The sequence below is a fragment of the Alitibacter langaaensis DSM 22999 genome, assembly GCF_003096995.1.
GTDB classification, from domain to species: Bacteria; Pseudomonadota; Gammaproteobacteria; order Enterobacterales; family Pasteurellaceae; genus Exercitatus; species Exercitatus langaaensis.
On sequence record NZ_QENU01000001.1, the window covers coordinates 274,865 to 300,871 of the forward strand.

General features: G+C 37.2%; 26 protein-coding genes and 3 tRNA genes. 17 read left to right on the forward strand and 12 right to left on the reverse strand.

Translation table 11 applies throughout. The features are described from left to right. Positions 1-32: 32 nt before the first annotated feature. The 7 genes from C8D76_RS01375 to frdA all read right to left on the reverse strand — a co-directional run bounded on the left by C8D76_RS01375 (position 33) and on the right by frdA (position 6,223). Positions 33-869 (reverse strand): PTS mannose transporter subunit IID, encoded by an 837-nt coding sequence (locus C8D76_RS01375; protein WP_116631033.1) that lies wholly within the window; start codon positions 867-869, stop codon positions 33-35. Positions 870-882: 13 nt separating this feature from the next. Continuing rightward, on the reverse strand, positions 883-1,683 hold the full coding sequence (locus C8D76_RS01380; RefSeq protein WP_116631034.1) for a PTS mannose/fructose/sorbose transporter subunit IIC: 801 nt from the start codon (positions 1,681-1,683) through the stop codon (positions 883-885). A gap of 10 nt (positions 1,684-1,693) precedes the next feature. After that, positions 1,694-2,662: a PTS mannose transporter subunit IIAB gene (manX, locus tag C8D76_RS01385; RefSeq protein WP_116631035.1), complete on the reverse strand. Its 969-nt coding sequence runs from the start codon at positions 2,660-2,662 to the stop codon at positions 1,694-1,696. A 222-nt stretch (positions 2,663-2,884) separates the two neighbouring features. Then, positions 2,885-3,229, reverse strand: coding sequence for a fumarate reductase subunit FrdD (frdD, locus tag C8D76_RS01390; RefSeq protein ID WP_116631036.1), 345 nt, complete (start codon positions 3,227-3,229; stop codon positions 2,885-2,887). Positions 3,230-3,241: 12 nt separating this feature from the next. After that, positions 3,242-3,631, reverse strand: a complete 390-nt coding sequence (gene frdC / locus C8D76_RS01395; protein ID WP_116631037.1) for a fumarate reductase subunit FrdC — start codon at positions 3,629-3,631, stop codon at positions 3,242-3,244. Positions 3,632-3,640: 9 nt separating this feature from the next. Next, the gene (locus tag C8D76_RS01400) at positions 3,641-4,408 is read right to left on the reverse strand and encodes a succinate dehydrogenase/fumarate reductase iron-sulfur subunit (protein ID WP_116631038.1); all 768 of its coding nucleotides are present in this window, start codon (positions 4,406-4,408) and stop codon (positions 3,641-3,643) included. A gap of 12 nt (positions 4,409-4,420) precedes the next feature. After that, entirely contained in the window at positions 4,421-6,223 is a 1,803-nt protein-coding gene (gene frdA, locus C8D76_RS01405) for a fumarate reductase (quinol) flavoprotein subunit (protein WP_116631039.1), read from the reverse strand. Positions 6,224-6,716: 493 nt separating this feature from the next. Here frdA and epmA point away from each other — a divergent pair, with 493 nt between their 5' ends. Continuing rightward, positions 6,717-7,688, forward strand: coding sequence for an elongation factor P--(R)-beta-lysine ligase (gene epmA, locus C8D76_RS01410; RefSeq protein ID WP_116631100.1), 972 nt, complete (start codon positions 6,717-6,719; stop codon positions 7,686-7,688). 65 nt (positions 7,689-7,753) lie between these two features. Here epmA and C8D76_RS01415 read toward each other — a convergent pair whose 3' ends face one another. The 4 genes from C8D76_RS01415 to C8D76_RS01430 form a co-directional block, all read right to left on the reverse strand. Then, entirely contained in the window at positions 7,754-8,845 is a 1,092-nt protein-coding gene (locus tag C8D76_RS01415; protein WP_116631040.1) for a metallophosphoesterase, read from the reverse strand. A gap of 54 nt (positions 8,846-8,899) precedes the next feature. Beyond that, positions 8,900-8,973, reverse strand: a tRNA-Cys gene (locus tag C8D76_RS01420). An 89-nt stretch (positions 8,974-9,062) separates the two neighbouring features. Continuing rightward, positions 9,063-9,149: transfer RNA gene (locus C8D76_RS01425), tRNA-Leu, on the reverse strand. A 42-nt stretch (positions 9,150-9,191) separates the two neighbouring features. Continuing rightward, a tRNA-Gly gene (locus C8D76_RS01430) sits at positions 9,192-9,267 on the reverse strand. A gap of 237 nt (positions 9,268-9,504) precedes the next feature. On the opposite strand from C8D76_RS01430, the gene C8D76_RS01435 reads away from it, so the two are divergent. The 5 genes from C8D76_RS01435 (at position 9,505) to C8D76_RS01455 (ending at position 13,574) form a co-directional block, all read left to right on the forward strand. Next, entirely contained in the window at positions 9,505-10,614 is a 1,110-nt protein-coding gene (locus C8D76_RS01435) for a methionine biosynthesis PLP-dependent protein (protein WP_116631041.1), read from the forward strand. Between the two features lie 185 nt (positions 10,615-10,799). Beyond that, a complete protein-coding gene (trxA, locus tag C8D76_RS01440; RefSeq protein ID WP_116631042.1) occupies positions 10,800-11,123 on the forward strand; it encodes a thioredoxin in 324 nt (107 codons plus the stop codon). A gap of 241 nt (positions 11,124-11,364) precedes the next feature. Continuing rightward, positions 11,365-11,712, forward strand: a complete 348-nt coding sequence (locus C8D76_RS01445) for an ArsC family reductase (RefSeq protein WP_116631043.1) — start codon at positions 11,365-11,367, stop codon at positions 11,710-11,712. A 48-nt stretch (positions 11,713-11,760) separates the two neighbouring features. Then, positions 11,761-12,891 carry a succinyl-diaminopimelate desuccinylase gene (dapE, locus tag C8D76_RS01450; RefSeq protein ID WP_116631044.1) on the forward strand — a complete coding sequence of 377 codons (1,131 nt, stop codon included), beginning with the start codon at positions 11,761-11,763 and terminating at the stop codon, positions 12,889-12,891. A gap of 2 nt (positions 12,892-12,893) precedes the next feature. Continuing rightward, complete coding sequence (locus C8D76_RS01455; protein ID WP_116631045.1) at positions 12,894-13,574, forward strand: M15 family metallopeptidase; 681 nt, start codon at positions 12,894-12,896, stop codon at positions 13,572-13,574. 47 nt (positions 13,575-13,621) lie between these two features. On the opposite strand, the gene yjgA is transcribed toward C8D76_RS01455, so the two are convergent. Then, complete coding sequence (yjgA, locus tag C8D76_RS01460) at positions 13,622-14,167, reverse strand: ribosome biogenesis factor YjgA (protein ID WP_116631046.1); 546 nt, start codon at positions 14,165-14,167, stop codon at positions 13,622-13,624. An 82-nt stretch (positions 14,168-14,249) separates the two neighbouring features. Between yjgA and pmbA the strand changes: the two genes are divergently transcribed. From pmbA to wbaP, 11 genes are all read left to right on the forward strand, one after another. Further along, positions 14,250-15,605 (forward strand): metalloprotease PmbA, encoded by a 1,356-nt coding sequence (gene pmbA / locus C8D76_RS01465; protein WP_116631047.1) that lies wholly within the window; start codon positions 14,250-14,252, stop codon positions 15,603-15,605. 100 nt (positions 15,606-15,705) lie between these two features. Then, complete coding sequence (gene hpt, locus C8D76_RS01470; protein WP_116631048.1) at positions 15,706-16,245, forward strand: hypoxanthine phosphoribosyltransferase; 540 nt, start codon at positions 15,706-15,708, stop codon at positions 16,243-16,245. Between the two features lie 24 nt (positions 16,246-16,269). Then, the gene (locus tag C8D76_RS01475) at positions 16,270-17,274 is read left to right on the forward strand and encodes an LPS O-antigen chain length determinant protein WzzB (RefSeq protein ID WP_116631049.1); all 1,005 of its coding nucleotides are present in this window, start codon (positions 16,270-16,272) and stop codon (positions 17,272-17,274) included. After that, positions 17,267-18,073, forward strand: a complete 807-nt coding sequence (locus tag C8D76_RS01480; RefSeq protein ID WP_116631050.1) for a DUF4422 domain-containing protein — start codon at positions 17,267-17,269, stop codon at positions 18,071-18,073. The genes C8D76_RS01475 and C8D76_RS01480 overlap by 8 nt, the downstream gene beginning before the upstream one ends. A gap of 12 nt (positions 18,074-18,085) precedes the next feature. Beyond that, positions 18,086-18,973, forward strand: a complete 888-nt coding sequence (locus C8D76_RS01485; RefSeq protein ID WP_116631051.1) for a LicD family protein — start codon at positions 18,086-18,088, stop codon at positions 18,971-18,973. A gap of 147 nt (positions 18,974-19,120) precedes the next feature. Beyond that, positions 19,121-20,143, forward strand: a complete 1,023-nt coding sequence (locus C8D76_RS01490; protein ID WP_116631052.1) for a hypothetical protein — start codon at positions 19,121-19,123, stop codon at positions 20,141-20,143. A gap of 34 nt (positions 20,144-20,177) precedes the next feature. Next, the gene (locus C8D76_RS01495; protein ID WP_243405785.1) at positions 20,178-21,596 is read left to right on the forward strand and encodes a flippase; all 1,419 of its coding nucleotides are present in this window, start codon (positions 20,178-20,180) and stop codon (positions 21,594-21,596) included. Between the two features lie 9 nt (positions 21,597-21,605). After that, a complete protein-coding gene (locus C8D76_RS01500) occupies positions 21,606-22,334 on the forward strand; it encodes an IspD/TarI family cytidylyltransferase (RefSeq protein ID WP_116631054.1) in 729 nt (242 codons plus the stop codon). After that, positions 22,334-23,383: an NAD-dependent epimerase/dehydratase family protein gene (locus tag C8D76_RS01505; RefSeq protein ID WP_116631055.1), complete on the forward strand. Its 1,050-nt coding sequence runs from the start codon at positions 22,334-22,336 to the stop codon at positions 23,381-23,383. Before C8D76_RS01500 ends, C8D76_RS01505 begins: the two co-directional genes overlap by 1 nt. A 4-nt stretch (positions 23,384-23,387) precedes the next feature. Beyond that, positions 23,388-24,491, forward strand: a complete 1,104-nt coding sequence (glf, locus tag C8D76_RS01510) for a UDP-galactopyranose mutase (protein ID WP_116631056.1) — start codon at positions 23,388-23,390, stop codon at positions 24,489-24,491. A gap of 23 nt (positions 24,492-24,514) precedes the next feature. Beyond that, the gene (gene wbaP / locus C8D76_RS01515) at positions 24,515-25,933 is read left to right on the forward strand and encodes an undecaprenyl-phosphate galactose phosphotransferase WbaP (protein ID WP_116631057.1); all 1,419 of its coding nucleotides are present in this window, start codon (positions 24,515-24,517) and stop codon (positions 25,931-25,933) included. The last annotated feature ends 74 nt before the right edge of the window (positions 25,934-26,007 follow it).

Consider the following 26,007-nt stretch of genomic DNA (forward strand, 5'->3'; position numbering starts at 1 on the left):
TCAAGCCCTGTCCTCGTTATTTTACAGGCAGATTATGCCAAAATGCCAGTCCATGCGCCGAAAATACCGATCACAAAGAAACCGATGATGATCCAGAGTGCATTCACACGGTTACGCAATAACCACATACAAGCAAAGGTAAGCAATAATGCAAGTAAACCTGGCATTAAGCTGTCAAGAATGCTTTGTACGGTGGTGATTTCGGTTGTTCCGTCTTGTTTTTGAATGGTGGAAACCACAAGTGGCACATTAATGCTTGTCCATTTCTGCACCAACGCCCCCATAATAAACAAACCGAGAATTGATGCGCCTTCTGTGAGTTTTTGCAATAAGCCGCCACTCATATCTTGCACAACGTCTAAACCTTTTTTATAGCCATAGGTTACGCCATAGTAACGAGTGGCTAAACGCACAAGGTTGAATAAAACGAAGAAGAGTAAAGGGCCCAAAATGCTGCCACTTAAGGCAAGGCCTGCACCAAGTGCGGCGAATACTGGGCGCGCTGTTCCCCAATAAATTGGATCGCCCACACCGGCTAATGGCCCCATCAGACCTACTTTGATACCATTGATTGCCGCATCATCGATAGGTTTGCCATTGGCGCGTTCTTCTTCCATCGCAATGGTCACACCCAAAACAGGCGCTGCAACGAAAGGTTGGGTATTGAAGAACTCTAAATGGCGTTTAATCGCATCTTTGCGTTCTTGTGAATTTGGATCTGGGTATAAGCGTTTAATGACCGGCACCATCGCATAAGCAAAACCAAGGGCCTGCATACGTTCAAAGTTCCATGAACCTTGGAAAAGGTTGGAGCGCATTACAACAGCGTTTAAATCGCTTTGTGTCACTTTTTTGATTTCAGTTGTCATTGTCATATCCCTATTAATCTAATCTGTTATCTAAACCGTTGTTATCTGCTTGAGCGACAACGACTTGTTGGCTTTTGTTATATTTAGGGTGAATTTGAATGTAAATCACCGCCATAATTGTGCCTAATACCCCTAAGGCTACTAAGTTGAAATTGGTGAATGCCGCGATAACAAAACCCGCATAGAAGAATGGCATTAAGTGGCCTGCACGCATCATATTGATAACCATTGCATAACCAACTACCGCGATGAAACCACCCGCAATTTTAAGCCCCATAGTGACCACTTCAGGGATCGCATGTAACATTGTTTGTACCGCATCGGTGCCAGCGGTTAATGCAACAACTAAAGCAGGAATCGCGATACGCATTGCTTGCAGCATTAATGCACCAAAATGTAACCAGTCTAAACGGGCGAGATTACCATCTTGCACTGATCTATCCGCAGCGTGTTGGAAACCAACGGTGATAGCGCGCACCACATAAGTGAGCACTTGCCCTGCGGCAGCCAATGGAATTGCCACGGCGATACCTGTTGAAATATCTTGTTTACCGACGATAACTAAAATGGTCGAAATAACAGAAGCCAGCGCCGCATCAGGTGCTAACGCCGCACCAATGTTCATCCAGCCTAATGCTAATAATTCAAGTGAACCACCTACGATAATCCCTGTTTTCATATCGCCCAACACTAAACCAATTAAGGTACAAGCGATAAGCGGGCGGTGGGTTTGGAATTCGTCAAGAATGGAACCCGCACCGCATACGCAAGAAACGAGAAACACAAGGACAATTTGTAAAGTTGAAATTTCCATAATGTTTTCCTTAGATTAAGTTATTCTTTTTCAATAAATCCATCATATATTGGCGGGCATCGTTAGACACTTTACGCACATCAAGCTCAATGCCGTTAGCATCTAATGTTTTAAATGCCTCGATGTCTTTTTCATCCACGGATACGGCGCTGGTAATCATTTTTTTACCTTCTTTATATGCCATACCGCCGATGTTAATGGAGTTAAATTTCACGCCTGCTTCCATTAAACGCACGACATCTGTTGGATTTGTAAATAACAACATCATACGTTCATCTGCATATTCTGGGTTATTGTAAACGCGGATCATTTTTTCCACATCAACAACGTGCGCAGTAACACCAGGAGGGGCAACGCTTTTCAGCATTGTTGAGCGTACGCTGTCTTTCGCAACATCATCGTTAACAACAACAATGCGTGTAACACGGCTTTCTTTTGTCCAACGTGTGGCAACTTGGCCATGAATCAAGCGGTCATCAATACGCGCAAGTCCAATGACTAAATTGCCTTCTTTATTGCTGACTACGGCAGGTGCAGCTTGCGAAAGTGCGGTCGGTTTTTCAATAGTTTTTTCAGCTGGCTGATTATTCAATGCCTTAACGCCTGTTGAGCCAGACTCTAAAGCAACACTAACAAGCTCGGCTAAATCTTCTACATCATCGCGCGCCATACAAGTGTTAACCAACATTGGAATGTTAACACCTGCAACCACATCCATATTGTCTTTGCCGTCTTGGAAGCGGTTGGCGGCGTTGAATGGGCTGCCGCCCCACATATCCACTAAAAATAGTATTTGATCGCAAGAGGCGAGTGGCCCATCGACTAAACTTTGGTATTTTCCGATGATCGTTTCAACGTTTTCACCAGGTACAAAGTCAATGGTCGCTACATGTTCTTGTTCACCGATCAGCATCTCAGTTGTTGCCAGCAATTCAGGTGCGGCTTTTCCGTGAGTTGCGATGATAATCGCGATAGTCATAGTTGACTCCTTGGGTTAATTAGAAAATAAGCGTTTTTATAAAGATTAATAACGGGGCGCAATTTTAAAGGATATTGTTGTGCTTTGCACGGTTCAGCTGAATGTATTTTCTGAAATTTTGAACTAGATCACAGTTTCAAGCAAAGTGCGGTCAAATTTTGAGAAATTTTAGGCAATAAAAAAGGCGCAACCCAAAGGTTACGCCGTGATATTGATGCGTCATTAAATGGCAGCAACGCCCCAAATAACAACAATGGTGTAAAGTGCCGCTAATCCGTAGAAAATTAAGCCGCTAGCAGGCACATGTACTTTAATATCATGCATACCATGATGTACACGGTGCAAACCTGCCCACATTGGGAAAATGGTGAGCACTAATAGCACCAATTTGCCAAACCATGTGCTTGAGAAGGCGATAATGCCATCTGCATCAATAATGCCGAATGGTAATAGCACGCCAAGGATTAGGATTACAACAGGGAAAGCAAGACCGCTTACCATACCGCCAGCACTAAACATTAACCATACAGGTGGCTCGTTAGAACGTTGTGGATTTTGATTACTCATGTTCTTTGCTCCCTAGATAAAGGCTAAAATTAAGCCGATGATTGAAACCACTACAAATAAGCCTTGAAGGGCTTTTTTGATTACTTCTGCTTTAATTCCAGTTGAACCTGACATTACTTCGCCGGTCATTTGGAATAAGGTGAAAGCGTGCAATAACATGGCGGCAAGTGAGATTAAGTTTAAAATCACCACGATTGGATTTTGTAAAAAAGTTACAAAATCTGTCGCAAAGGTGCCTGCGCCTAATGCAAACACACCTTTAAGCAAAACTAAACAGAACCACACGGTTGGCAGCGCAGTGGCTTCACGCACCATGTAGAATTTGTAGAAATTCCAACTTTTCCACCAAGTCGGGGTCATTTCGCGTACGTATTTATTACGTTTTGTGGTTAATTCGCTCATCATTTCCCCCTATGCTTTTGGTTTTAACATTGAGATTAAATAGTCTTTGGCACTTTCTAATTTGCCTTGGTTAATTGCCGCGGCAGGGTTTACGTGTTTCGGACAAACTTCTGAACAAGCGCCAACGAAAGTACAAGACCATACACCGTTTTCACCGTTAATAATTGGCATACGCTCTGCTTTACCATTATCACGGTTGTCTAAATTATAACGGTGTGCCATGGTTAATGCGGCAGGGCCTACGAATTCAGGGTTTAAACCAAATTGTGGGCAAGCGGCATAACATAAGCCACAGTTAATACACATTGAGAATTGGCGATATTTTTCCAATTGTTTTGGTGTTTGTTTGGTACGGCTTTTCGCAAGTTCAGTATTTGCATGGGGTTGACCATCTAATTCAGGCATTTTGTTGCCAATAATATATGGTTTAATGCTTTCTAAACTTTCGATAAAGTGGCTTAAATCCACCACTAAGTCACGCTCAATAGGGAAGTTTGCCAACGCTTCAATGCGCATATGACCGCTATAGTCACGCAAGAAAGTTTTACATGCTAATTTAGGAATGTTGTTTACCATCATACCGCATGAACCACAGATCGCCATACGGCAAGACCAACGGTAAGAAAGATCTGGCTCTAAGCGGTCTTTGATATAGCCTAAGGCATCCAATAAAGAAGTTTGGTTGTCATAAGGCACTTGGTAAGTGGTTAAATGTGGCTCTTTATCGGTTTCAGGATTGTAACGCAAGATTTCCACGTTCATTATTTGATTCGTCATGTTTGCGTCTCCTTATGCGTTCTGTGCTGCGGCAGCTTCTTTTGCTGCTTTTTCTTGCGCTTCAGCTTCAGCACCGTAAACACGTTTTGCAGGTTGCGATTTCGTGATTTTTACAGGGCTGTAGTCAATACGAGGTGCATCGTCACCGTTGTAGAAGGCTAATGTATGTTTCAAGTAGTTCACATCATCACGTTCTGTATAGTCTAAACGTTGGTGCGCACCACGGGATTCTTTACGGGCAATCGCAGAGTTTGCGATTGATTGGGCAACATCTAAGATGTAGCCTAATTCTACTGTGTAAAGTACGTTCGTGTTGAACACGCTTGAACGGTCTTGAATGCGAATACGTTTGAAACGTTCTTTTAATTCCGCAATTTTGTTCACCGCTACTTGCATGCTTGCTTCATCACGATAGATACCACAACCTTCTTCCATTGCGGTGCCCATTTCTTCACGAATATCTGCCCAGTTTTCTGTGCCTTCTTGGTGATAAAGATCTTCTAAGCGTTTCACTACATCTTGTGCTTGCGCATCAATCGCTGCTTGGTTACGTGTTTGTGCTTCTGCTGCACGTTGCGCTGCGTGTTCACCCGCAACACGACCTAACACCACTAATTCAGCTAATGAGTTAGAACCTAAACGGTTTGCACCATGTAAACCTGAAGAGGCACATTCACCCACTGCAAATAAACCTTTAATACGGGTTTCGCTGTTGAAATCGATTTCAATACCACCCATGGTGTAATGTACAACAGGGCGCACTGGAATTGGCTCTTTCACAGGATCTACGCCTTCATAGGCGTTAGATAATTCACAAATAAACGGTAAACGTTCGTGAAGATAATCCGCACCTAAATGACGTAAATCTAAATGCACTACATCAACGCCTTTGGCGGTTTTTAATGTGTTACCTTTTTTCCATTCTTGCCAGAATGCTTGTGAAACTTTGTCACGCGGACCTAATTCCATATATTTATTTTCTGGTTTACCGATTGGTGTTTCAGGGCCTAGACCATAATCTTGTAAATAGCGATAGCCATCTTTGTTTACCAAAATACCGCCTTCACCACGGCAACCTTCGGTCATTAAAATACCTGTATTTGGAAGACCAGTAGGGTGATATTGCACAAATTCCATATCACGAAGTGGCACACCGTGACGATAAGCCATGGATAAACCATCACCTGTTACAATGCCGCCATTGGTATTGAATTTGAATGCACGGCAACCACCACCAGTGGCAATAACCACGGCATTCGCGTTGATTTGCACCAATGTGCCTTCCATCATATTCATCGCCACTAAGCCACGAGCATGGCCATCATCAACTAAAATATCTAAAACGAAGTGTTCATCAAAACGTTGAATTTGTGGGAATTGGATTGAAGTTTGGAATAGGGTATGAAGCATATGGAAGCCAGTTTTATCTGCCGCAAACCATGTGCGCTCAATTTTCATACCACCAAAACGGCGTACGTTTACATCGCCATCGGCTTTACGAGACCACGGACAGCCCCAACGCTCTAGTTGAGTCATTTCCACTGGCGAATGTTGAACGAAATATTCTACAACATCTTGCTCACATAACCAGTCACCACCTGCAACCGTATCTTGGAAGTGTTTGTCGTAGCTATCTTCATCTTTGATCACTGCTGCGGCACCACCTTCAGCTGCCACAGTATGACTACGCATAGGATAAACTTTTGATACTAAAGCGATTTTTAAGTTAGGGTTAGCTTCTGCTGCGGCAATAGCGGCACGTAAGCCACCGCCACCAGCACCCACAATCGCAATATCGACATTAACAGTTTGCACGATATTCTTCTCCAATAATAGATAATCAAATTGTCACAAAATATGCAGAAAAATGACCGCACTTTTGTGTTTCCGCAAATATTTTCCCTATTATCGACGGTGATTTCTACCTATTTTTCGCTATTTAATCGATTAATTTATCTTTTTGTGATCTAACTCAAAAAACAATTTTTTCAAATGCAAAAGATTGTTATTCAGATCAATTTATTGTGGTTATTCCGTATTTAATGCATATTGTGCGTTTGCTTGGAATGCTCAATCTCATTAAAATAGAGCCCGATTTAGCGACGTTTGTTCTAAATATGCAGAGCAAATTTTCGCTTTTTTATGAAAAACATATAAAAAATCACGTCATTGATCATCAATCTCATAAACAAAATTTTGTGATTCGGCGTATACTGCGCAAGATTATGACATTGTCATTTATTTAGGATAATTTATGCTTGAACAAGAACAACCTAATTCCACTGCTAGCACCGCTGAGTTAAATCCGTTGCTCGAACAAGAACAATGGCAACCCACGGCTAGCATTGAGAATTTATTAAAACGCGCCAAAATTATTGCAGAATTACGCCAGTTTTTTACCGATCGCGGCGTGTTAGAAGTTGAAACCCCTGTGTTAAGTGAGTTTGGGGTGACAGACGTTCATCTTTCTACTTTTCAGACAGATTTTATCGCCCCACAAAATGCGCAATCAAAAACTTTGTGGTTAAATACCAGCCCCGAATATCACATGAAACGTTTGCTCGCGGCTGGTTCTGGCGCGATTTTTCAGATTTGCCATGTATTCCGCAATGAAGAAGCGGGAAAACGCCATAATCCCGAATTTACCATGTTAGAGTGGTATCGACCGCACTTTGATATGTATCGTTTGATTAATGAAGTGGATGATCTATTGCAATCAACCCTTGATTGTAAACCGATGGAAACAATGAGCTATCAATTTGCTTTTCAGGAATATGTTGGCGTTGATCCGCTTTCTGTGGAACGTCCAATTTTAGTGGAGTTAGCGCGTAAGTATAATTTTATCTGCAATATCGATGAAGATCGCGACACATTGCTGCAATTTTTGTTTAGTGAAGTGGTTGAGCCTCAAATCGGGAAAGAACGCCCTGTGGCGATTTATCATTTCCCTGCCACCCAAGCCGCATTGGCGCAAATTAGTTCGGAAGATCATCGCGTTGCTGAGCGGTTTGAAGTGTATTATAAAGGCTTAGAACTCGCCAATGGGTTCCATGAACTGACCGATGCACAAGAACAGTTGCGCCGCTTTGAACAAGATAATCAACAGCGCGAAAAATTAGGCTTGCCGCAACGTGAAATTGATCACCGTTTCTTGGCTTCATTGCGCGCAGGAATGCCGAATACTTCAGGCGTGGCTTTAGGGATTGACCGTTTATTAATGATTGCGCTTGGAGCGGAACGCATTGAGGATGTGATGGCATTTGGCATTAATAATGCCTAAAGTGCGGTCAAAAAAATGCGCGTTTTTCAACTGATTGATAACGCGCATTTTTTATTTTCTTGTGCTTATTTCCCTTGCACATCAATAATTAACACTTCAGATTGCGAGCCTAAACGCAGTGGTACACCCCAAAATCCGTAACCAGAAGTGACAAAATAATGTCCGTGGCCAAGCTGTTTATAACCATAGGACAAGTCGTACATCAACTGCGTGAACACATTAGCAGGAAAAATTTGCCCTTTGTGAGTATGCCCCGAAACTTGTAAATCAATAGGGAGCTTGCTGTGCTTAATGACATCATCAGGACGATGATCCATTAAAAATACTGGCAAACTCGTGTTTACGGTTTTAAGCAGCTGCTCAGTTTCTGGTCGATTTGGCGCCAAATTATCATTTCGCCCAATAAGGGTAAACTGTCCGTTGACTACAACGCTTTCATCTTCGAGTAATTTTAATCCCGCCTTGCGAACTTCAGTTTCAATACGTTTTTGATCACCAAAGAAATCATGATTGCCAAGTGTGGCGTAAACTCCTAATGGTGCTTGTAATTTGGCTAAATGCGGTTGCATTTTTTCCGCTAAATAGGCATTGACGTTATCATCCATAATGTCGCCAGGAAGTAGGATTAAATCCACTTTTTCACGGTTAAAAATATCCGCAAGCTCGTCTAATTGTTTGCCGCCAAAGAGAGTGCCTAAATGGAAATCACTTGCCACGCCAATGCGCAACGGTTGCAATGTTTTATCAATGCTGATTTGGTAATGTAGGATATGCGGCGTATAAGCATTATAGAGACTTAGCACAAATAAACCGATTAGGGTTAGCGGATAACAGTAACGCAAAGTGCGGTTAAAAATGAGCGAGTTTTCCCATTTATGCCCCAATTTTGCCAAAACAAAACAAGCCAAACTGCTGAATGCGCTATAAAGTAAGAAGACTAGAATCCAAGCGCTGAGACGAAAGTGAGGGAAAATGCGGAGAATGGTGAGAAAAATAATGCTATTGGCGACAACAAAGATAAGCACTGAAAGCGCAAGGCGTGCTTTTTTGCTGATTAAATCTTGCAGAAACCAACGTAAAGTGCGGTCAAAAATGAACAAAAATAATTGCAAAACCAGCGCAATAACGCCAAAGATGATGTAATAACGAAGTTCCATAAATTTTAGATATAAAAAAAGCCGCTATTGCGACCGATAAAAATTCTTTTGGAATGGAGGCGTGTCCCGGAGTCGAACCGAGCTACATGGATTTGCAATCCAGTGCATAACCGCTTTGCTAACACGCCGTTAAATTATTGCCTTTAAATTTTTGCGTTCAGATACAAAAAAAAACACCTTTCGGTGCTATTTGTTGATTTAATACCTTAGTATTAAATGGTGCCCGAGGCCAGACTTGAACTGGCACGCCCCGAAAGGCGAGGGATTTTAAATCCCTTGCGTCTACCGATTCCGCCACTCGGGCACAACGCGTTTTATTTTTGCATTTTCATTCTCTTTTCGAGAATGGAGCGGGAAACGAGGCTCGAACTCGCGACCCCGACCTTGGCAAGGTCGTGCTCTACCAACTGAGCTATTCCCGCGTCATTTTCAGCTTGTCGCTGTCAACGGATGTGCATTCTACGGATTTTCGATTTAGTGTCAACAACAATTTAGAAAAAAATATTAAATTCTTTTCGTTTGCTTATAAAAAATGCAAATTAGCTAAAAATGATACAAAAAAGTGTGAAATTTTCTGCAACGAAAAATCGCTTTAAACCGACCGCACTTTATGCCACAATGCGTTCACAATAAATTTCGGAAATGAATTAGGTAAATATATGACAAAAGAATACGCTTTAGACACGATATTAGCCCAAGCGGGCAACCGTACTGATCCTCGTACAGGTGCGGTTTCAACCCCTATTTTCCTTTCAACGGCTTATGGGCACCATGGCATTGGCGAAAGCACGGGTTTTGATTATACCCGCACGAAAAACCCAACACGTTTAGTCTTAGAAGAAACCATGGCTAAATTGGACGGTGGCGATGCGGCTTTTGCCTTTGCTTCAGGTATGGCGGCAATTCAAGTATTAATGACATTATTTACTGCGCCCGATGAATGGATTGTATCAAGTGATGTGTATGGTGGCACATATCGTTTATTGGATTTCTTGTCGAAAAATAACAATAGCGTCAAACCAGTTTATGTGGATACCGCATCGGTTGAAGCCATTGAAGCCGCGATTACGCCAAACACCAAAGCGATTTTCGTAGAAACGCCATCAAATCCATTGATGCAAGAATGTGATGTAGCGGCTATTTCAAAAGTGGCGAAAAAACATAATTTATTGTTCATTGTAGATAACACATTCTTAACACCAGTGCTATTTCGCCCAATGGATGAAGGCGCTGACATCACGGTTTATAGCGGCACAAAATATATCGCGGGGCATAATGATGTGCTAGCCGGTTTCATTGTTGCGAAAGGCAAAGAACTTTGTGAGCGCATTTTCTATATTCAAAATGGTGCAGGGGCAGTGTTATCGCCGTTTGATTCATTTTTGACCGTTCGCGGAATGAAAACCCTTTCTTTGCGAATGAAACGTCATCAAGAAAATGCGCAAGAAATTGCAAAATTCTTAAGCGAACAACCTCAAGTGAAAGATGTTTTATATGCCAATAAGGGCGGTATGTTATCCTTCCGTTTACAAGACGAAAACTGGGTAAATCCATTCTTAAAAGCGATTAAATTAATTACCTTTGCGGAAAGTTTAGGCGGAACGGAAAGTTTTATCACCTACCCATCGACACAAACGCACATGGATATTCCCGAAGCTGAGCGTATTGCGCGTGGGGTAACAAATGATCTCTTGCGTTTTTCTGTCGGTTTAGAAGATGCAGAAGATATTAAAGCAGATCTATTACAAGCCTTTTCCCAATTGAAATAGTTCTTATTAGAGTGGGCTTGTTGGCTCACTCATATTCAAAATGTAAAGGTTTTACAAATTGCAGTGATTAATTGACCCAAAGTGCGGTTAAAATTACACTAATTTTCAACTAAATCGCTTCGGCGCTTGAAATTAACAAATAGGTTCTCATTTATTGGGAACACTCATTAGAAAAGGAAAGAAAAATGGCAGAAGTATTTCATGCAACAGACGCATCATTTGAAGCAGACGTATTAAACGCAGGTGTTCCTGTATTATTAGATTTTTGGGCGCCTTGGTGTGGCCCATGCCGCATGGTAGGCCCAATCTTAGAAGATTTGGCCGCGGAATATGGCGATAAAGTCAAAATCGTTAAAATGAATATTGATGAAAACCAAGGCACACCCGCACAATTTGGCGTGCGCAGCATCCCAACTTTATTACTTTTTAAAGACGGTAAACTCGTTGCAACACAAGTTGGCGCATTACCGAAAAATCAATTAGCGAGTTTTGTTAATCAAGCTCTTTAATTTTGTATGAGCGATAAAAATCCCGACAAGTTCGGGATTTTTTGTTTTTAATCGGCGATATTTTATTCATACCTATTGATTACTGATTTTGGGCTTCGCCAAAGTCAATGTGAAATGGCTGTTCGAGCATATTTCTCTATGCTTTAAGCATTGATGAATGCAATTTGCGTTCAGCGTTAACCCGTGCTATCGTGACCAGCACATCACTTATTCATCTCATTTTTTGTAAGGATTTTCTAAAATGATCACTGTTTATGGTATTAAAAATTGCGATACGGTAAAAAAAGCCTTGAAATGGCTTGCGGCGAATAATATTGAACATAAATTGCACGATTATCGTGTAGAGGGTTTAGATGCAAATTTTCTGGTTCAGGCAGAAAGCCAATTTGGTTGGCAAGCCTTAGTGAATAAACGCAGCACCACTTGGCGTAATCTTGATGACAATCTCAAAAAAACGCTTGATAAATCGACCGCACTTCAAGTGCTCGCCGAACAACCTACCTTGATCAAACGCCCAATTATTCTGCAAGATGGCATCGCCCTAATTGGATTTGATGAAAAAGAATATGCGCAAGCGCTAACCGCTTAGCATCGTTCGCTTTTTAATTTATCACTGCTCTTTATCTCGGAAAAATAAATGAAAAATAACATTATCAATCTTGCGCAAGATTTAATCCGCCGTCCGTCAATTTCGCCTGATGATCAAGGCTGTCAGCAAATGATCGCAGAACGTTTGGCAAAATTAGGTTTTACCATTGAATGGATGAACTTTGGTGAAACCACTAATTTATGGGCAAAACACGGTTCCAATAAGCCTATTGTTGCTTTTGCAGGGCATACTGATGTTGTGCCGACAGGCGATGAAAGCCAATGGCAGTATCCGCCGTTTTCTGCAGAAATCGTGGACGATTTGTTATATGGTCGCGGGGCGGCAGATATGAAAGGTTCTCTTGCGTCTATGATTGTCGCCGCGGAAGAATATGTTAAAGCCAATCCCGATCATTCTGGCACCATTGCCTTTTTAATTACTTCAGATGAAGAAGCCGCAGCGAAAGATGGCACCACAAAAGTGGTTGATGCCTTAATGGCGCGTGGTGAAAATATTGATTATTGCATGGTGGGAGAACCCTCAAGCAGCCAGAAACTCGGGGATATTGTGAAAAATGGCCGCCGCGGTTCGATTACGGGTAATCTATATATTAAAGGCATTCAAGGGCATGTGGCGTATCCTCATTTGGCGGATAATCCAGTACATAAAGCCGCAGGATTTCTGCAAGAATTAACCACTTATCAATGGGATCAGGGCAATGAATTTTTCCCGCCAACGAGTTTGCAAATTGCCAATATTCATGCAGGAACGGGCTCGAATAATGTGATCCCAGGGGAGCTTTATGTGCAATTTAATTTGCGTTATTGCACCGAAGTCACTGATGAAGTCATCAAAACTAAAGTAGCTGAAATGCTAGAAAAATATAATTTGAACTATCACATTGAGTGGAATTTATCGGGCAAACCGTTCTTAACCAAACCGAATAAACTGGTGAAAGCGGTGGTGGAGAGTTTGGAGCAAATCGCGGGTATTTCGCCGAAATTGGATACAGGAGGCGGCACGTCTGATGCACGTTTTATCGCGCTAATGGGCGGCGAAGTGGTGGAATTAGGCCCGCTTAATGCCACGATTCATAAGGTGAACGAATGCGTAAATATCAGCCATTTAGCAACCTTAGGCGAGGTGTATAAACAAATGTTAGTGAATTTATTGGATTAAATATGGCATTAACCACACAGCAACTCACGGGGAAATGCCGCGATCATTTGGTGCCGTTAGCTTGCCCTTATTCGCCGCACCATTTTCTGCAGCCACAAGCCATACAGGCGTTTCAAGCGTTGCAAAAAAGTGCAGTCAAAAATGGCTTTAATTTGCAACCCGCTAGCAGCTTTCGTGATTTTCAACGTCAGCAGCTTATTTGGAATGGTAAGTTTAATGGCGAACGCAAAGTGCATGATGAGCAAGGAAATTTGCTAGATTTGACCGCACTTTCCGATTGGGAAAAATGCCAAGCGATCTTACGCTGGTCAGCATTGCCAGGGGGCAGTCGTCATCATTGGGGAACGGAAATTGACTTTTGGGATCCAGATTTAATTCCCGCAAATCAACCCTTGCAGTTAGAGCCTTGGGAATACGAGCAAAACGGCTATTTTTTTGAGCTCAGCCAATGGCTACAGGAAAATCTAGCCCAATTTGATTTCACTTTGCCGTTTATGCAAACCGCCAAAAACATTGACGTAGGAAGAGAGCCTTGGCATATCAGCTATTTCCCCCTTGCCCAACAAGCGCAACAGCAATTCAGCCCTGAAATTCTGATAAAAGCTTGGGAAAATGAAGAAATTGCAGGAAAAGCGGTTTTACTCGAGCACCTTCAAGAGATTTTTGAACGATACTTTGTGTAATATTTGAGTAATAAAAATACGGTGAATTTTCACCGCACTTTTGATTTTTAATCTTCTAAAATTAACTCTTTCAAATATTGATAAATTTCACGATAAGCCTTTGGCGGTTTATTTTGCTCTTTTTCTTTCTTCGCTGCGCGAATTAAATTGCGCAAATGCTGACGATCCGCGGTTGGCTGTTCTTCAACGAATTTTGCCAATGCATCATCACCTTGCGCCACTAATTCATCGCGCAATATTTCCAATTTATGCAACATTGCCTGCTGTTGATTATGCTTATTTTCAATTTTATCTAGGCTTTCACGGATATGATTAATTTCATCTTCTGGCGCAGAACGCAATAGTTTGCCGATAAATTGCAATTGACGGCGTTTGGCTTCTAAACGTGAACGGCGAGCTAGATTAATCGCATCAAGAAGGCTGTCATCAAGGGTGATTTTGTCTAAATTCGCCTGGGTTAGCTCTACTAATTTCGCTCCGAGCTTTTTTAATTCTTCGGCATCGCGTTTAATCTCACTTTTACTCACCCAAATGATTTCTTCTTGTTCACCGTCTGTCCAATCTAATTCAGGCTTTTTGCCACGCTTTTTCATAATCTGTTCCTACCTTGTCAAATTTTGCCACATTCTAGCAAATAAGCTAAAATGCACCAAATTTTTCAAATTGGAATCATCAATGAAAACAGAACAAAATCAGACCGCACTTTTAAAAAAACAAGAACAAGAGTTGCGTGATGCCGTGAGTTATGCCGTGGAAATTGCCACGAAAGCAGGGGCGACAACCGAAGTTGCGGTAACCAAAGTGAGCGGTTTATCCGTTTCGACACGCTTAAAAGAAGTGGAAAATGTCGAATTTAACAATGATGGCGCGTTAGGCATTTCTGTTTATTTAGGGCAACAAAAGGGCAATGCTTCCACATCAGATTTAAGCCCTGCCGCGATTAAAAATGCGGTGGAATCTGCGCTTGCTATTGCCAAATATACTTCGCCTGACGATTGCGCAGGCTTAGCACCTAAAGAATTAATGGCATTTGATGCACCAGATTTGGATTTATACCATCCCGCAGAAATCGATGTGGATCACGCTATTCAAATTGCGCTTGCCACAGAAACGGCTGCCTTGGATTATGACCAACGCATTGTAAACAGCAATGGGGCGAGTTTTAATTCTCACCAAGGCGTGCGAGTGTATGGCAACAGCCACGGAATGTTGCAAAGTTATTTATCTAGCCGTTATTCGGTTTCTTGTTCTGTACTCGGCGGCGTTGATGAGCAATTGGAAACGGATTATGAATATACTGTTTCGCGCAACTTCAAGGAATTAGCCGCGCCAGAATGGGTGGGAACTAATGTGTCCAAGAAAGTGATTTCCCACTTAAAACCACAAAAAATTGTGACTCAAGAAAGCCCTGTAATTTTTATGAATGATGTAGCCACAGGCTTAATTAGCCATTTGGCAGCAGCCATTAGTGGCGGGAGTTTGTATCGTAAAAACAGTTTTTTACTCGACCATCTAGGAAAACAAGTGTTGCCTGAATGGTTTCAAATTAGCGAGCGTCCACACCTAATTGGGCGTTTGGCTTCTACTCCTTTTGACAGCGAAGGCGTACGCACCAGCGATAAAGAAATTATCGAAAATGGCGTATTGCAAACTTATTTATTAACCAGTTACAGCGGCAAGAAAATGGGTATGCAAAGTACAGGGCATGCGGGGGGCATTCACAATTGGCTCGTCAAACCAAATATTTCTGGAAAATTGACCGCACTTTTGCGCCAAATGGGAACGGGGTTATTAGTCACTGATCTTATGGGACAAGGCGTAAATATGGTCACAGGCGATTATAGTCGTGGAGCTTCAGGTTTTTGGGTTGAAAATGGTGAGATTCAATATCCAGTATCGGAAATTACGATTGCAGGCAACTTAAAAGAGATGTTACAGAATATTGTTGCAGTCGCCGATGATATTGAACACCGCTCTAATATTCAGACAGGTTCTATTTTGCTAGAAAATATGAACATTTCAGGGAATTAGTCGACATTTAACTTTATTAGGATATAAAGGCTGAAGTTTGATGACTTCGATCTTTATTTTTCGCTATAATCCACGAAATTTTATCGCTCAAGGATTTTTTATGCAAAAGCATCATGTTGATGTGCTTATTTCAGAAGAAAAAGTGCGTGAGAGAACCCGCCAATTAGGTGCAGAAATTACAGCTTTTTATCAACAAAAACAAATTGATAAGCTCATTGTTGTGGGATTATTACGTGGCTCATTTATGTTTATGGCTGATTTAGTGCGTGAGCTTAAATTGCCTGTTGAAATTGAATTTATGACCACATCAAGCTACGGAAGTGGCATGACAACCAACCATGATGTCAAAATTAGTCAGGATCTCAGTGGTGATATTAAAAACGAACACGTTTTAATCGTGGAAGATATTATTGATACAGGCTATACCCTCGAAAAAGTACGTGCAATTTTAAACTTACGCGAACCCGCCAGCCTTGCTATTTGTACTTTGCTTGATAAACCTTCTCGCCGCGAAGTGCAAGTGCCCGTGGAATGGGTTGGCTTTGAAATTCCTGATGAATTTGTCGTGGGATATGGCATTGATTATGCACAACGTCACCGTAATTTAGGGTATATTGGCAAAGTAATCTTGGAAAATTAGATTTATTATAGTCAGGATTGAACAATGACAGAACAACAATTAAAACAAAATGATGAAATCGATTTAATCGAACTGATTCAAGTTTTGTGGAAGAAAAAAATAACTATTATTTTGACCGCACTTGTCTTTACATTAGCTGCGGCAGCTTATGCGTTTACTGCAAAGGAAAAATGGACTTCAACGGCTGAAGTAATTCCGCCTACAGCAGTGGAGTTAGGTGAATATGCTAATGCTAAAATGCGTTTTGCAAAGATCTCTAACGTATCTAATATAACGATTGATTCAATATCTAAAAAACTTTATTCTAATTTTGATCGTATCGCGTTCTCACAAAATGAACGACGAGATTTTTTTATGAAGTCTGATGAATATAAGCGTTTAATTGAAGGGCTAGATGAAAAAGCTCAACGTAAAGTATTATCAGATTTATCAATTGAATACATCTCGATTTTACGTCCTGATCCTAAAAAAAATCAAGATATGTTTGATAATCGCATTAGTTTTGCAAGCGAAACTCCAGAGGCTGCACAAAAAACATTGACGCAATTCATTAATTTTATTAATGAAAAGGCTTTTAATTTAGATAAAAGCGAATTTCAGCTACAAATTACTCAGAAAATTGAAAGTTTGAATACTGAAAAAGAAGAAACTGAAACTTCACTAGCAGTCGAAAAAGAATTAAATATTTCTCCAAATTCAATTATTCAGTCACCACAAGCCAATATGGCACCAAGCCAACAAACTACAGGTCCTTTAGATCATACAACTGCTTTATTAACTTATGGCGCTGATTATGCTCGATTACAACTTCATCTTATTGATACTCAATTAAAACAACTTACAGCCTTACAAAAAGAAGTTAAAAATTTGAAAGGGCAATCGTATAGTTATCAAGCATCACCGAGTTATCCAGTGCAACGAGATTGGCCTAAACGTGCCATTTTATTACTTGTGGGAGCAGTATTAGGTGGAATAATAGGTTCTATCTGGGTTTTAGTAAACGTATTTTTAAGAAATAATCATGAATAATAAAGATATAAAAATTATAATTGCGACGCATAAACAACACTTCATGCCGTCGGATGAAATGTATTTGCCGTTACATGTAGGTAAATTAGGTAATAGTGATCTTGGTTATCAAGGTGATGATACTGGCGATAATATCTCAGCTAAAAATCCGAATTTTTGTGAACTAACGGGGCTTTATTGGGCTTGGAAAAATCTATCAAATGATTATTTAGGATTAATCCATTATCGCCGCTTTTTTAGTGTAAAAAGTTGTTCAGAACGTAGAAGTAATCCCTTAGAAACATTGTATCTAACACTTGAAGAAGCAAGTCACTTATTAAGTCAGTATGATGTAATTGTACCAAATAAACGTAATTATTATATCGAAACACTGTATTCACATTATGCAAATACTTTACATGCAGAACATCTAGATGTAACTCGTGAGATTATTGCAGAAAAGTGCGGTCAATATTTATCAAGTTTTGATTCAGTGATGAAACAGCGTGGTGGATATATGTTTAATATGTTCATTATGCCTAAAGAATTAGTAAATTCTTATTGTAGCTGGTTGTTTCCAATTTTATTTGAATTAGAAAAGCGTATTCCAGCAGAACAGTATTCTGCTTTTCATGCTCGTTTTTATGGTCGTGTCAGTGAATTGTTATTTAATGTATGGCTAAAATACTATTCTCAGTCTAAATCAATTAAGGTAAAAGCAATTCCATTTGTATATGGTGAAAAAATCAATTGGTTTAAGAAAGGATCTGCTTTTTTAATGGCGAAGTTATTTGGTAAGAAATACGAAAAGAGTTTTTAAGGAATAAATAAAATGAATATGAATGTTGTATATAAAACTTTAAAGAGCGATAGATTAATTGAGATAGATGATGAAAAGCGAAAATTGATTCAAAATGAATTGATTTGTATGATGAGTGATTTAAATAGCTTTCTTGTCGAAAATAATATTAATTATTCTCTAGGGGGAGGGAGCATGCTTGGTGCTGTTAGACATCAAGGTTTCATTCCTTGGGATGATGATATCGATATCAATATGGATAGAAAAGAATTTGACAAGTTTTACTCTATTTTCAAAGGTTCCTCATTATCGGATAAATATGAACTCATCATTCCTGGGGATGAAAATTATTATTATCATTTCCCTAGATTGATAAAAAAAGGCACTCAATATAGAACTATTCAAGATTTAGAGACAGATAAAGTTGGATTACCAATTGATATATTTATAGTAGAAAACTTACCAGATAATATCTTTTTGAAATATATACAAGGAATTTTATCAACATTCTTACTATATATTGGAGCCTCAATTAGAACCTATAGAATAAAGACACAACTTAAAGAACTTGGATTGGAAAAAAAGTTCCATAGAAAAATCTTAGTTCGAACTATATTTTCCCCAATAATAAATATTATCCACTATACAAAATGGTTTAGACTTATGGATAGTATATTTAGTATATATAAAAATTGTAAAAGGGGAACATTCGTTGTTATTCCTTCAGGTAGAAATCATTTTTGGGGGGAAATCTATGCTAGGGAAAAATTAATGAATTTGCAATTAAGAAGGTTTGATAAAGAATTCTTTTTTACATATTCAAATGAGAGTTATTATTTAAGTAAATTATATGGAAATTATATGGAAGTTCCGGCTGAGGATAAAAGAGAAAAACATTCCATTTTGAATTTGGTTTTGTGAGTGATTTTTTAAAAGATGAATAGATATAAATTATTTTTATTATTATTTATATTTTCTTATTGCTCGTGCGTGGCCATCATACATTTATCTAGCTCACAATTTATTATATCAATAGATGGATATAAAATATGGGTTGATAAGGTGAAGATGTTTTTTTACTCTTTTTCTTTTATAGCTTTATGTTTATTCTATAAGTTTAATAAAAATACAGTCTGGGATATCGCTGTAAGTATAATATTTATAATTTCTTATTACTATTCTAGGATGGTTATATCTGTTTTTATTTTCTTTATATTTGCAAAATATGTGAGTTTTGATAGTATTTTAAAAGCATTTATATTAACAACTATTATATGTATATTATTTACAGTTTTTAGTTCTATCTTTGAGCTTTACGAATATCAATCGATGGATACTATGTATAGAAGTAATGGTTTATTTCGAGATCCATTAGGATATAAATATCCAACCTATATTGCTAATATGTCACTATATCTTTATATGGCATGGAGTGCTATTAGGAAAGAAAAATTGGGTATATTAGAGCTGTTATTTTTTTTCTTGATGAATATCTATGTATATGTATATACAGACACAAGAACAATATTTTATTTAGTTAATTTTTTTATCTGTTGTATACTGTTTATTAAACTATTCAATATAAACTATAAAACTATTTTTATAGGGAGGATTCTTGCCTGGATATCATCTTTTGGATTTATTCTTTTATCGACTATTTCTATATATTTAATTATAACTTATGACCCAAATATAGAATGGATGTATAAACTCAATAAGATATTAAGCGGTAGATTGTATTATGGAAATAAAGGTTTTTTAGAGTATGGCATTAGCTTTTTGGGACAAAAGGTAGAATATATAGATATTGCTGATCTAAATAGTAATAATTCTTTATTTGTTATTGATTCAGGGTATTTTAGAGCCTTAATAGATTATGGTGTAGTACTGTTTTCTGTAATTGCATTAGGTTTTAAATATGTTGGAGATATGATAGTAAAAGAAAATAATATTTATTATGGGATCATTTTCGGTGTAATTATGCTAGACCTTTTAGTGAATCCACATATCATGTCTCTTGATTTTAACCCTTTTATATTTTTATTGTCCTATGTCGGAAAATATAGGTCAAATATGTGTATTGAGAAATGATATGAGTTTAAGAAGTGTTAAGTTTAATTTTATAATGAATCTAGTGTTAACACTAACTAATTTTCTATTTCCTCTCATAACCTTTCCTTACGTTTCTAGGATACTATTGCCAGAGGGGACTGGAAAAGTCGCATTTGCTTACGCAATAGTTTCTTATTTTAGTATTTTTGCTTCTTTTGGAGTCGCTAATTATGGTATTAGGGCTTGTGCAAAGGTTAGAGATAATAAGGATCAGTTGTCTAAAACTGTTCAAGAGATTTTAATAATAAATCTAGTAATTACATTATTTGTATATTTAATATTTTGGATTTGTATCGAATTTATTGATGTATTCAGATCTGAAAGGAAATTATTTTGGATATCTAGTCTTAATATAATACTTACTGTTATTGGTGTTGAGTGGCTTTACAAAGGATTAGAACGATACCAATATATTACTGTAAGATCTGTGATTTTTAAAATAATATCATTAATTTTGGTTTTTACTCTAGTTAAATCTAAAAATGATTATATCATTTATGCTTTTGTTATGATATTTGCAACAGTTGGTTCTGGTATTATTAATCTTCTAAATTTGAATAGATTAATTACTCTAGAGTTATATACAAATTACAATTTTAAAAAACACATAAAACCAATGGCAGTATTTTTTGTTACCACTATTGCTGTGGCATTTTATGTCTATGTAAGTATTGCTTTATTGGGACTTATGACCGATTCTAAAGAGGTCGGATATTATGATGTGGCGTATAGAATAAGAAATGTAATGGTAAGTATAGTAACTACTTTAGGTGCGGTATTATTACCTAGATTAAGTTATTATGTAGCTCATAATATGAACGATGAATTTAATAGAATCATTAAAAAGTCGATGCAGTTTATATTTTTGTTATCGTTACCATTAGTTGTTTTTTGTTTTATATTCTCAGACAATATTATTTTTATTTTAGCTGGAGAAGCCTATTATTCTGCAAGTCAGCCATTAAAAATTTTATCATTTATTATTTTAATAGTAGGGGTTTCTAATCTCACTGGTATTCAAATGTTAATTCCACTAGGTAAGGAAAAATATTTGTGTTATTCAGTAGTACTTGCAGCAGCAATAAATATGTTACTTAATCTAATTTTAATTCCTATATATGGTGCAACTGGTACTGCAATTTCTGTTGTGTTGGCTGAGATAAGTATTTTAATATATCAAATTTATATATTAAGATCTTATGCTCAAGTGTTATTTGGTAAAATTAGTTATATAAGGATTATCATAGCATTAATATTAGCTACTAACTTATCAATATGGGTAAATGCTATTCCAAATTATAATGAAATTATTGTATTCTTTGTAAGTGCAAGTTTATTTTTCATTTGTTATTTCGGTTTTTTGTTTATATCTAAAGAGCCCTTTATTCTTTCAATTTTAAATCAAATCAAAACGAAATTAATAAAAAATTAGGAGAAAAATATGAATTCAGCGGTCATTTTTGCGGGCGGAACAGGTTCTCGTATGAATTCTAAGATTTTACCAAAACAATTTTTAAAGATTTATGGTAAACCTGTAATTATCCATACATTAGAAGTTTTTGAAAATTGTGATGAAATTAATGAAATTATTGTGGTTATTTTAAAGGGATGGGAACAATATCTTCAGAATTTATTAGAACAGTATCGAATTACTAAAGTCAAAAAAGTAGTTACTGGCGGAAGTACTGGTCAAGAGTCAATTTATAATGGTTTGAAAGAGGTAAATGGTGATATTGTTTTAATCCATGACGGTGTTCGTCCATTTATTTCTAGTAAGCTTATTAAAGAAAATATTGATGTGGCAAGAATAAGTAAAATTGCGATTACTTGTGTCAAGGCTAAAGAAACTTTGGTCTCTGTAGAAAATAATAAAATTAGTGGAGTGCTTGAGCGTGATATTTCTTATATGGCACGAGCCCCACAAACTTTTGATGTCAAATTATTGAAGTCAGCACATCGAAAGGCAATTTCTGAGAATAATTTCTCTTTTATTGATTCTTGTGCGATTGTAAAGCATTATTTTCCTGAGTCTACCTTCAATATTGTGGAATGTGGTTCTGAAAATATTAAGATTACAACTCAAGAAGATTTTTATTTAGCCAAGGCTATGTTCTCTTTAGAAGAAGATGAACAACTTTATGGTTTTAGGAGAGGGGATGAGAAAGAATAATGAAAGATTTAATACTAGAGGAAGATTTAACATTTATTTTAAATAAAGTTTTTAAGCAAGGGAAATTTAATCATTCAACTATATTAGTAACTGGTGCAACAGGACTTATCGGTTCTTTAGTTGTTAAAAGTATCTTGTATGCAAATCAGATATTAAATAGTCAAATTACGATTTTAGCAAGTGTTCGTAATTTAGAAAAGGCAAAAGAGATTTTTGCAGATTTCTCAGATAAGAATTTAATGTTTATTACTGATAGTTTGTTATTACCATTATCTATTGAGCAATCAGTTGATTTTATTGTGCATACAGCCAGTATAACGGCTTCAAAAGAAATGATCTCTAATCCGACAGCTGTATTATTAACGGCATTTGAAAGTACAAAAAATTTATTAAACTATATGAAAGAAAATCCACGTTGTAAAATGGTTTATATTTCTTCAATGGAATATTATGGTCAAGTTACAGCAGAAGATTGTGTAAATGTTACAGAAGATAAATTAGGTTACATTGATCTTAGTAAACCTAGAAGCTGTTATCCAGAGAGCAAGCGAGTTTGCGAAGCATTATGTAATGCTTATGCTACTCAATATAACTTAAATGTATGTAGTGCAAGACTAGCTCAAACATTTGGGGCGGGAGTATCATATTCAGATAATCGTGTATTTGCCCAGTTTGCCAAAAGTGCACTTAATAACAATGATATTATTTTACATACGACAGGACAATCAGAAGGTAATTATTGTTATACTGCAGATGCTGTATATGGCATTTTCCTCCTTTTACAAAAAGGTAAAAAAGGACAATGTTATAATGTTTCGCATAGTCATAGTACTATTTTAAACATGGCTAAACTAGTTGCAGAGAAAATAGGAAATAATAAAATTAAAGCGGAAGTCTGTATTCCTAAAAATTTAGATAGTTTAGGGTATGCTCCTGATGTCAAATTAAAATTAAATTCAGATAAACTTAAAACTTTAGGTTGGCAACCAGAAATAGATCTTGAGAATATGTTTAAGCGTATGATTAGAAGTTGGGAATTACAAGGTTAATAATATGAAAAAATATGATTATTTAATTGTTGGTGCTGGCCTTTTTGGTTCAATATTTGCCCATGAAGCAGCAAAACGTGGTAAAAAATGTTTAGTGATTGAAAAACGTGATCACATTGGTGGTAACTGCTATACCAAAAATATTGAGGGTATTAATGTACATAAATATGGTGCACATATATTCCATACAAGTAACAAAGTAGTTTGGGATTATATTCAACAATTTGCTGAATTTAACCGTTTCACTAATTCCCCAGTTGCACGTTATAAAGATGAACTTTATAGTTTACCGTTTAATATGTTGACGTTTAATAAGATGTGGGGAGTGATTACACCACAGGAAGCTGAAGCAAAAATTAAAGAGCAAATTGCGCAAGAAAATATTACGGAACCTCAAAATTTAGAAGAACAAGCTATTTCATTGGTAGGTCGTGATATTTATGAAAAGTTGATTAAAGGTTATACAGAGAAACAATGGGGACGCAAATGTACTGAACTCCCTGCATTTATTATTAAACGTTTACCAGTTCGTTATACTTATGATAACAACTATTTCTATGATACTTATCAAGGTATTCCTATTGGTGGTTACACAGGCATTTTTGAACGAATGTTAGAAGGTATTGAAGTAAAACTAGGTGTAGATTTTTTCGCTGAACGTGAAATGTATGAAAGTCTTGCTGAAAAAATTGTTTTCACTGGAATGATTGATGAATATTTTGGCTATCAATTCGGGAAATTAGAATACCGTAGTTTAAAATTTGAAAATCAATTACTTGAGCAGTCTAATTATCAAGGTAATGCTGTTGTTAATTATACTGACGGAAATGTTCCTTTTACACGTATCATTGAACATAAACATTTTGAGTTTGGAACACAGGAAAAAACTTACATCACTCGTGAATACTCAAAAGAATATGCAGAAGGGGATGAACCTTATTATCCAATTAATGATGAGCGTAATAATGAACTCTATGCTAAATATAAAGTATTAGCAGATGCTAAGTCAAATGTGATCTTTGGTGGCCGTTTGGCACAATATAAATATTTTGATATGCATAACATTATTGCAGAAGTATTATTCTGCGTAGAAAAAGAGTTAAATTAAGCTAGCTCCAAAGGGAAATTTATATGAATAAAATAACCTTAAGTAAGATCTTTCTTATATGTAGTGACTTTATTACCTTTTTCTGTTCGTTATTTATTTCACTATTTCTATTGTCTTATTTTGATGATGGGCATAATTACTTTCCTGAAAGCCAAATTGATAATTACGTTATAGTTCATTTATTCACAGCATTAGTTTGTGTTATTTGGTTTTGGGTGAGATTAAGGCATTATACTTATAGAAAACCATTTTGGTTTGAGTTGAAAGAAATTTTTCGAACTCTACTAATCTTTTTTGTTATTGAACTTTCAGTTATTGCATTATCAAAACTCTATACCTCTAGAACGTTATGGATACTGACATGGTCGATTTTATTTATTAGTGTTCCTTTCATTCGTATTTGTTTAAAGAAACTTCTGATTTCTGTTGGTTGGTATAAAAAAAATACAGTAATTATTGGTACAGGAAAAAATGCTAAAGAAGTATATAAAGCATTGAATGATGAGTCTTATCTTGGTTTTGCTATTCACTATTTTATTGTATCTGACATGATTGCAGGCGAAGAAAAAATAGATGATGTTACTGTTATTGATCCACAGGGCGAGGATTTATTTTCAATATTAAATATAGATAAATCAAGTACACAATTCATTTTAGCATTAGATGATGAGACATCTTTAGATTATTGGTTACGTTATTTAACCACATATCAGTGCCGTTCAGTTTCTATTATCCCTAATGTACGAGGAATTCCGTTGTATGGTACAGATATGTCATTTCTATTTAGCCATGAAATGTTATTATTGCGTGTAAATAATAATTTGGCAAAACGTTCATCTCGTATTTTAAAACGTACAATGGATATTATTGGTTCCCTTGGGATTATTATTGCGTTATCGCCAGTATTATTGATGCTTTATTTTATAATAAAAAAAGATGGTGGTCCCGCAATTTATGGACATCCTCGCATTGGACGAAATGGTAAAATTTTTAAGTGTTTAAAATTTCGCTCAATGGTTGTTAATTCTAAAGAAGTGTTAGAAGAATTGCTTGCTAGAGATCCTGAAGCAAAAGCTGAATGGGAAAAAGATTTCAAACTCAAAAATGATCCTCGTATTACGAAAATTGGTGCTTTTATTCGTAAAACAAGTTTAGACGAATTACCACAATTATTTAATGTATTAAAAGGTGAAATGTCACTTGTAGGGCCTCGTCCAATTGTAAAAGAGGAACTTGAACGCTATCAAAGTGATGTAGATTACTACCTTATGGCCAAACCAGGTATGACAGGCTTGTGGCAAGTCAGTGGGCGTAATGATGTAGATTATGATACTAGAGTCTATTTTGATGCATGGTATGTAAAGAACTGGTCACTTTGGAATGATGTCGCTATTTTATTTAAGACTGTGAATGTAGTTTTGAATCGAAATGGTGCATATTAAAACGCAAAAGTAGTTATTCATTATATAGATTTTAAACTGCAAACTTGAGAAATTAAGATACTTTTAAATATTAG

Excerpts from the sequence above, each read along its gene's own strand:
- C8D76_RS01400 (WP_116631038.1), bottom strand. The coding sequence starts at position 4,408 with ATGACGAATCAAATAATGAACGTGGAAATCTTGCGTTACAATCCTGAA.
- C8D76_RS01475 (WP_116631049.1), top strand. The coding sequence starts at position 16,270 with ATGACAGAACAACAATTAAAACAAAATGATGAAATCGATTTAATCGAA.
- C8D76_RS01415 (WP_116631040.1), bottom strand. The coding sequence starts at position 8,845 with ATGGAACTTCGTTATTACATCATCTTTGGCGTTATTGCGCTGGTTTTG.
- C8D76_RS01495 (WP_243405785.1), top strand. The coding sequence starts at position 20,178 with ATGAATCTAGTGTTAACACTAACTAATTTTCTATTTCCTCTCATAACC.
- C8D76_RS01505 (WP_116631055.1), top strand. The coding sequence starts at position 22,334 with ATGAAAGATTTAATACTAGAGGAAGATTTAACATTTATTTTAAATAAA.
- C8D76_RS01455 (WP_116631045.1), top strand. The coding sequence starts at position 12,894 with ATGGCATTAACCACACAGCAACTCACGGGGAAATGCCGCGATCATTTG.
- C8D76_RS01445 (WP_116631043.1), top strand. The coding sequence starts at position 11,365 with ATGATCACTGTTTATGGTATTAAAAATTGCGATACGGTAAAAAAAGCC.
- dapE (WP_116631044.1), top strand. The coding sequence starts at position 11,761 with ATGAAAAATAACATTATCAATCTTGCGCAAGATTTAATCCGCCGTCCG.
- frdD (WP_116631036.1), bottom strand. The coding sequence starts at position 3,229 with ATGAGTAATCAAAATCCACAACGTTCTAACGAGCCACCTGTATGGTTA.
- manX (WP_116631035.1), bottom strand. The coding sequence starts at position 2,662 with ATGACTATCGCGATTATCATCGCAACTCACGGAAAAGCCGCACCTGAA.
- frdC (WP_116631037.1), bottom strand. The coding sequence starts at position 3,631 with ATGAGCGAATTAACCACAAAACGTAATAAATACGTACGCGAAATGACC.
- C8D76_RS01490 (WP_116631052.1), top strand. The coding sequence starts at position 19,121 with ATGTTTTTTTACTCTTTTTCTTTTATAGCTTTATGTTTATTCTATAAG.
- C8D76_RS01375 (WP_116631033.1), bottom strand. The coding sequence starts at position 869 with ATGACAACTGAAATCAAAAAAGTGACACAAAGCGATTTAAACGCTGTT.
- yjgA (WP_116631046.1), bottom strand. The coding sequence starts at position 14,167 with ATGAAAAAGCGTGGCAAAAAGCCTGAATTAGATTGGACAGACGGTGAA.
- wbaP (WP_116631057.1), top strand. The coding sequence starts at position 24,515 with ATGAATAAAATAACCTTAAGTAAGATCTTTCTTATATGTAGTGACTTT.
- C8D76_RS01435 (WP_116631041.1), top strand. The coding sequence starts at position 9,505 with ATGACAAAAGAATACGCTTTAGACACGATATTAGCCCAAGCGGGCAAC.
- C8D76_RS01480 (WP_116631050.1), top strand. The coding sequence starts at position 17,267 with ATGAATAATAAAGATATAAAAATTATAATTGCGACGCATAAACAACAC.
- trxA (WP_116631042.1), top strand. The coding sequence starts at position 10,800 with ATGGCAGAAGTATTTCATGCAACAGACGCATCATTTGAAGCAGACGTA.
- pmbA (WP_116631047.1), top strand. The coding sequence starts at position 14,250 with ATGAAAACAGAACAAAATCAGACCGCACTTTTAAAAAAACAAGAACAA.
- hpt (WP_116631048.1), top strand. The coding sequence starts at position 15,706 with ATGCAAAAGCATCATGTTGATGTGCTTATTTCAGAAGAAAAAGTGCGT.
- glf (WP_116631056.1), top strand. The coding sequence starts at position 23,388 with ATGAAAAAATATGATTATTTAATTGTTGGTGCTGGCCTTTTTGGTTCA.
- C8D76_RS01485 (WP_116631051.1), top strand. The coding sequence starts at position 18,086 with ATGAATATGAATGTTGTATATAAAACTTTAAAGAGCGATAGATTAATT.
- C8D76_RS01500 (WP_116631054.1), top strand. The coding sequence starts at position 21,606 with ATGAATTCAGCGGTCATTTTTGCGGGCGGAACAGGTTCTCGTATGAAT.
- C8D76_RS01380 (WP_116631034.1), bottom strand. The coding sequence starts at position 1,683 with ATGGAAATTTCAACTTTACAAATTGTCCTTGTGTTTCTCGTTTCTTGC.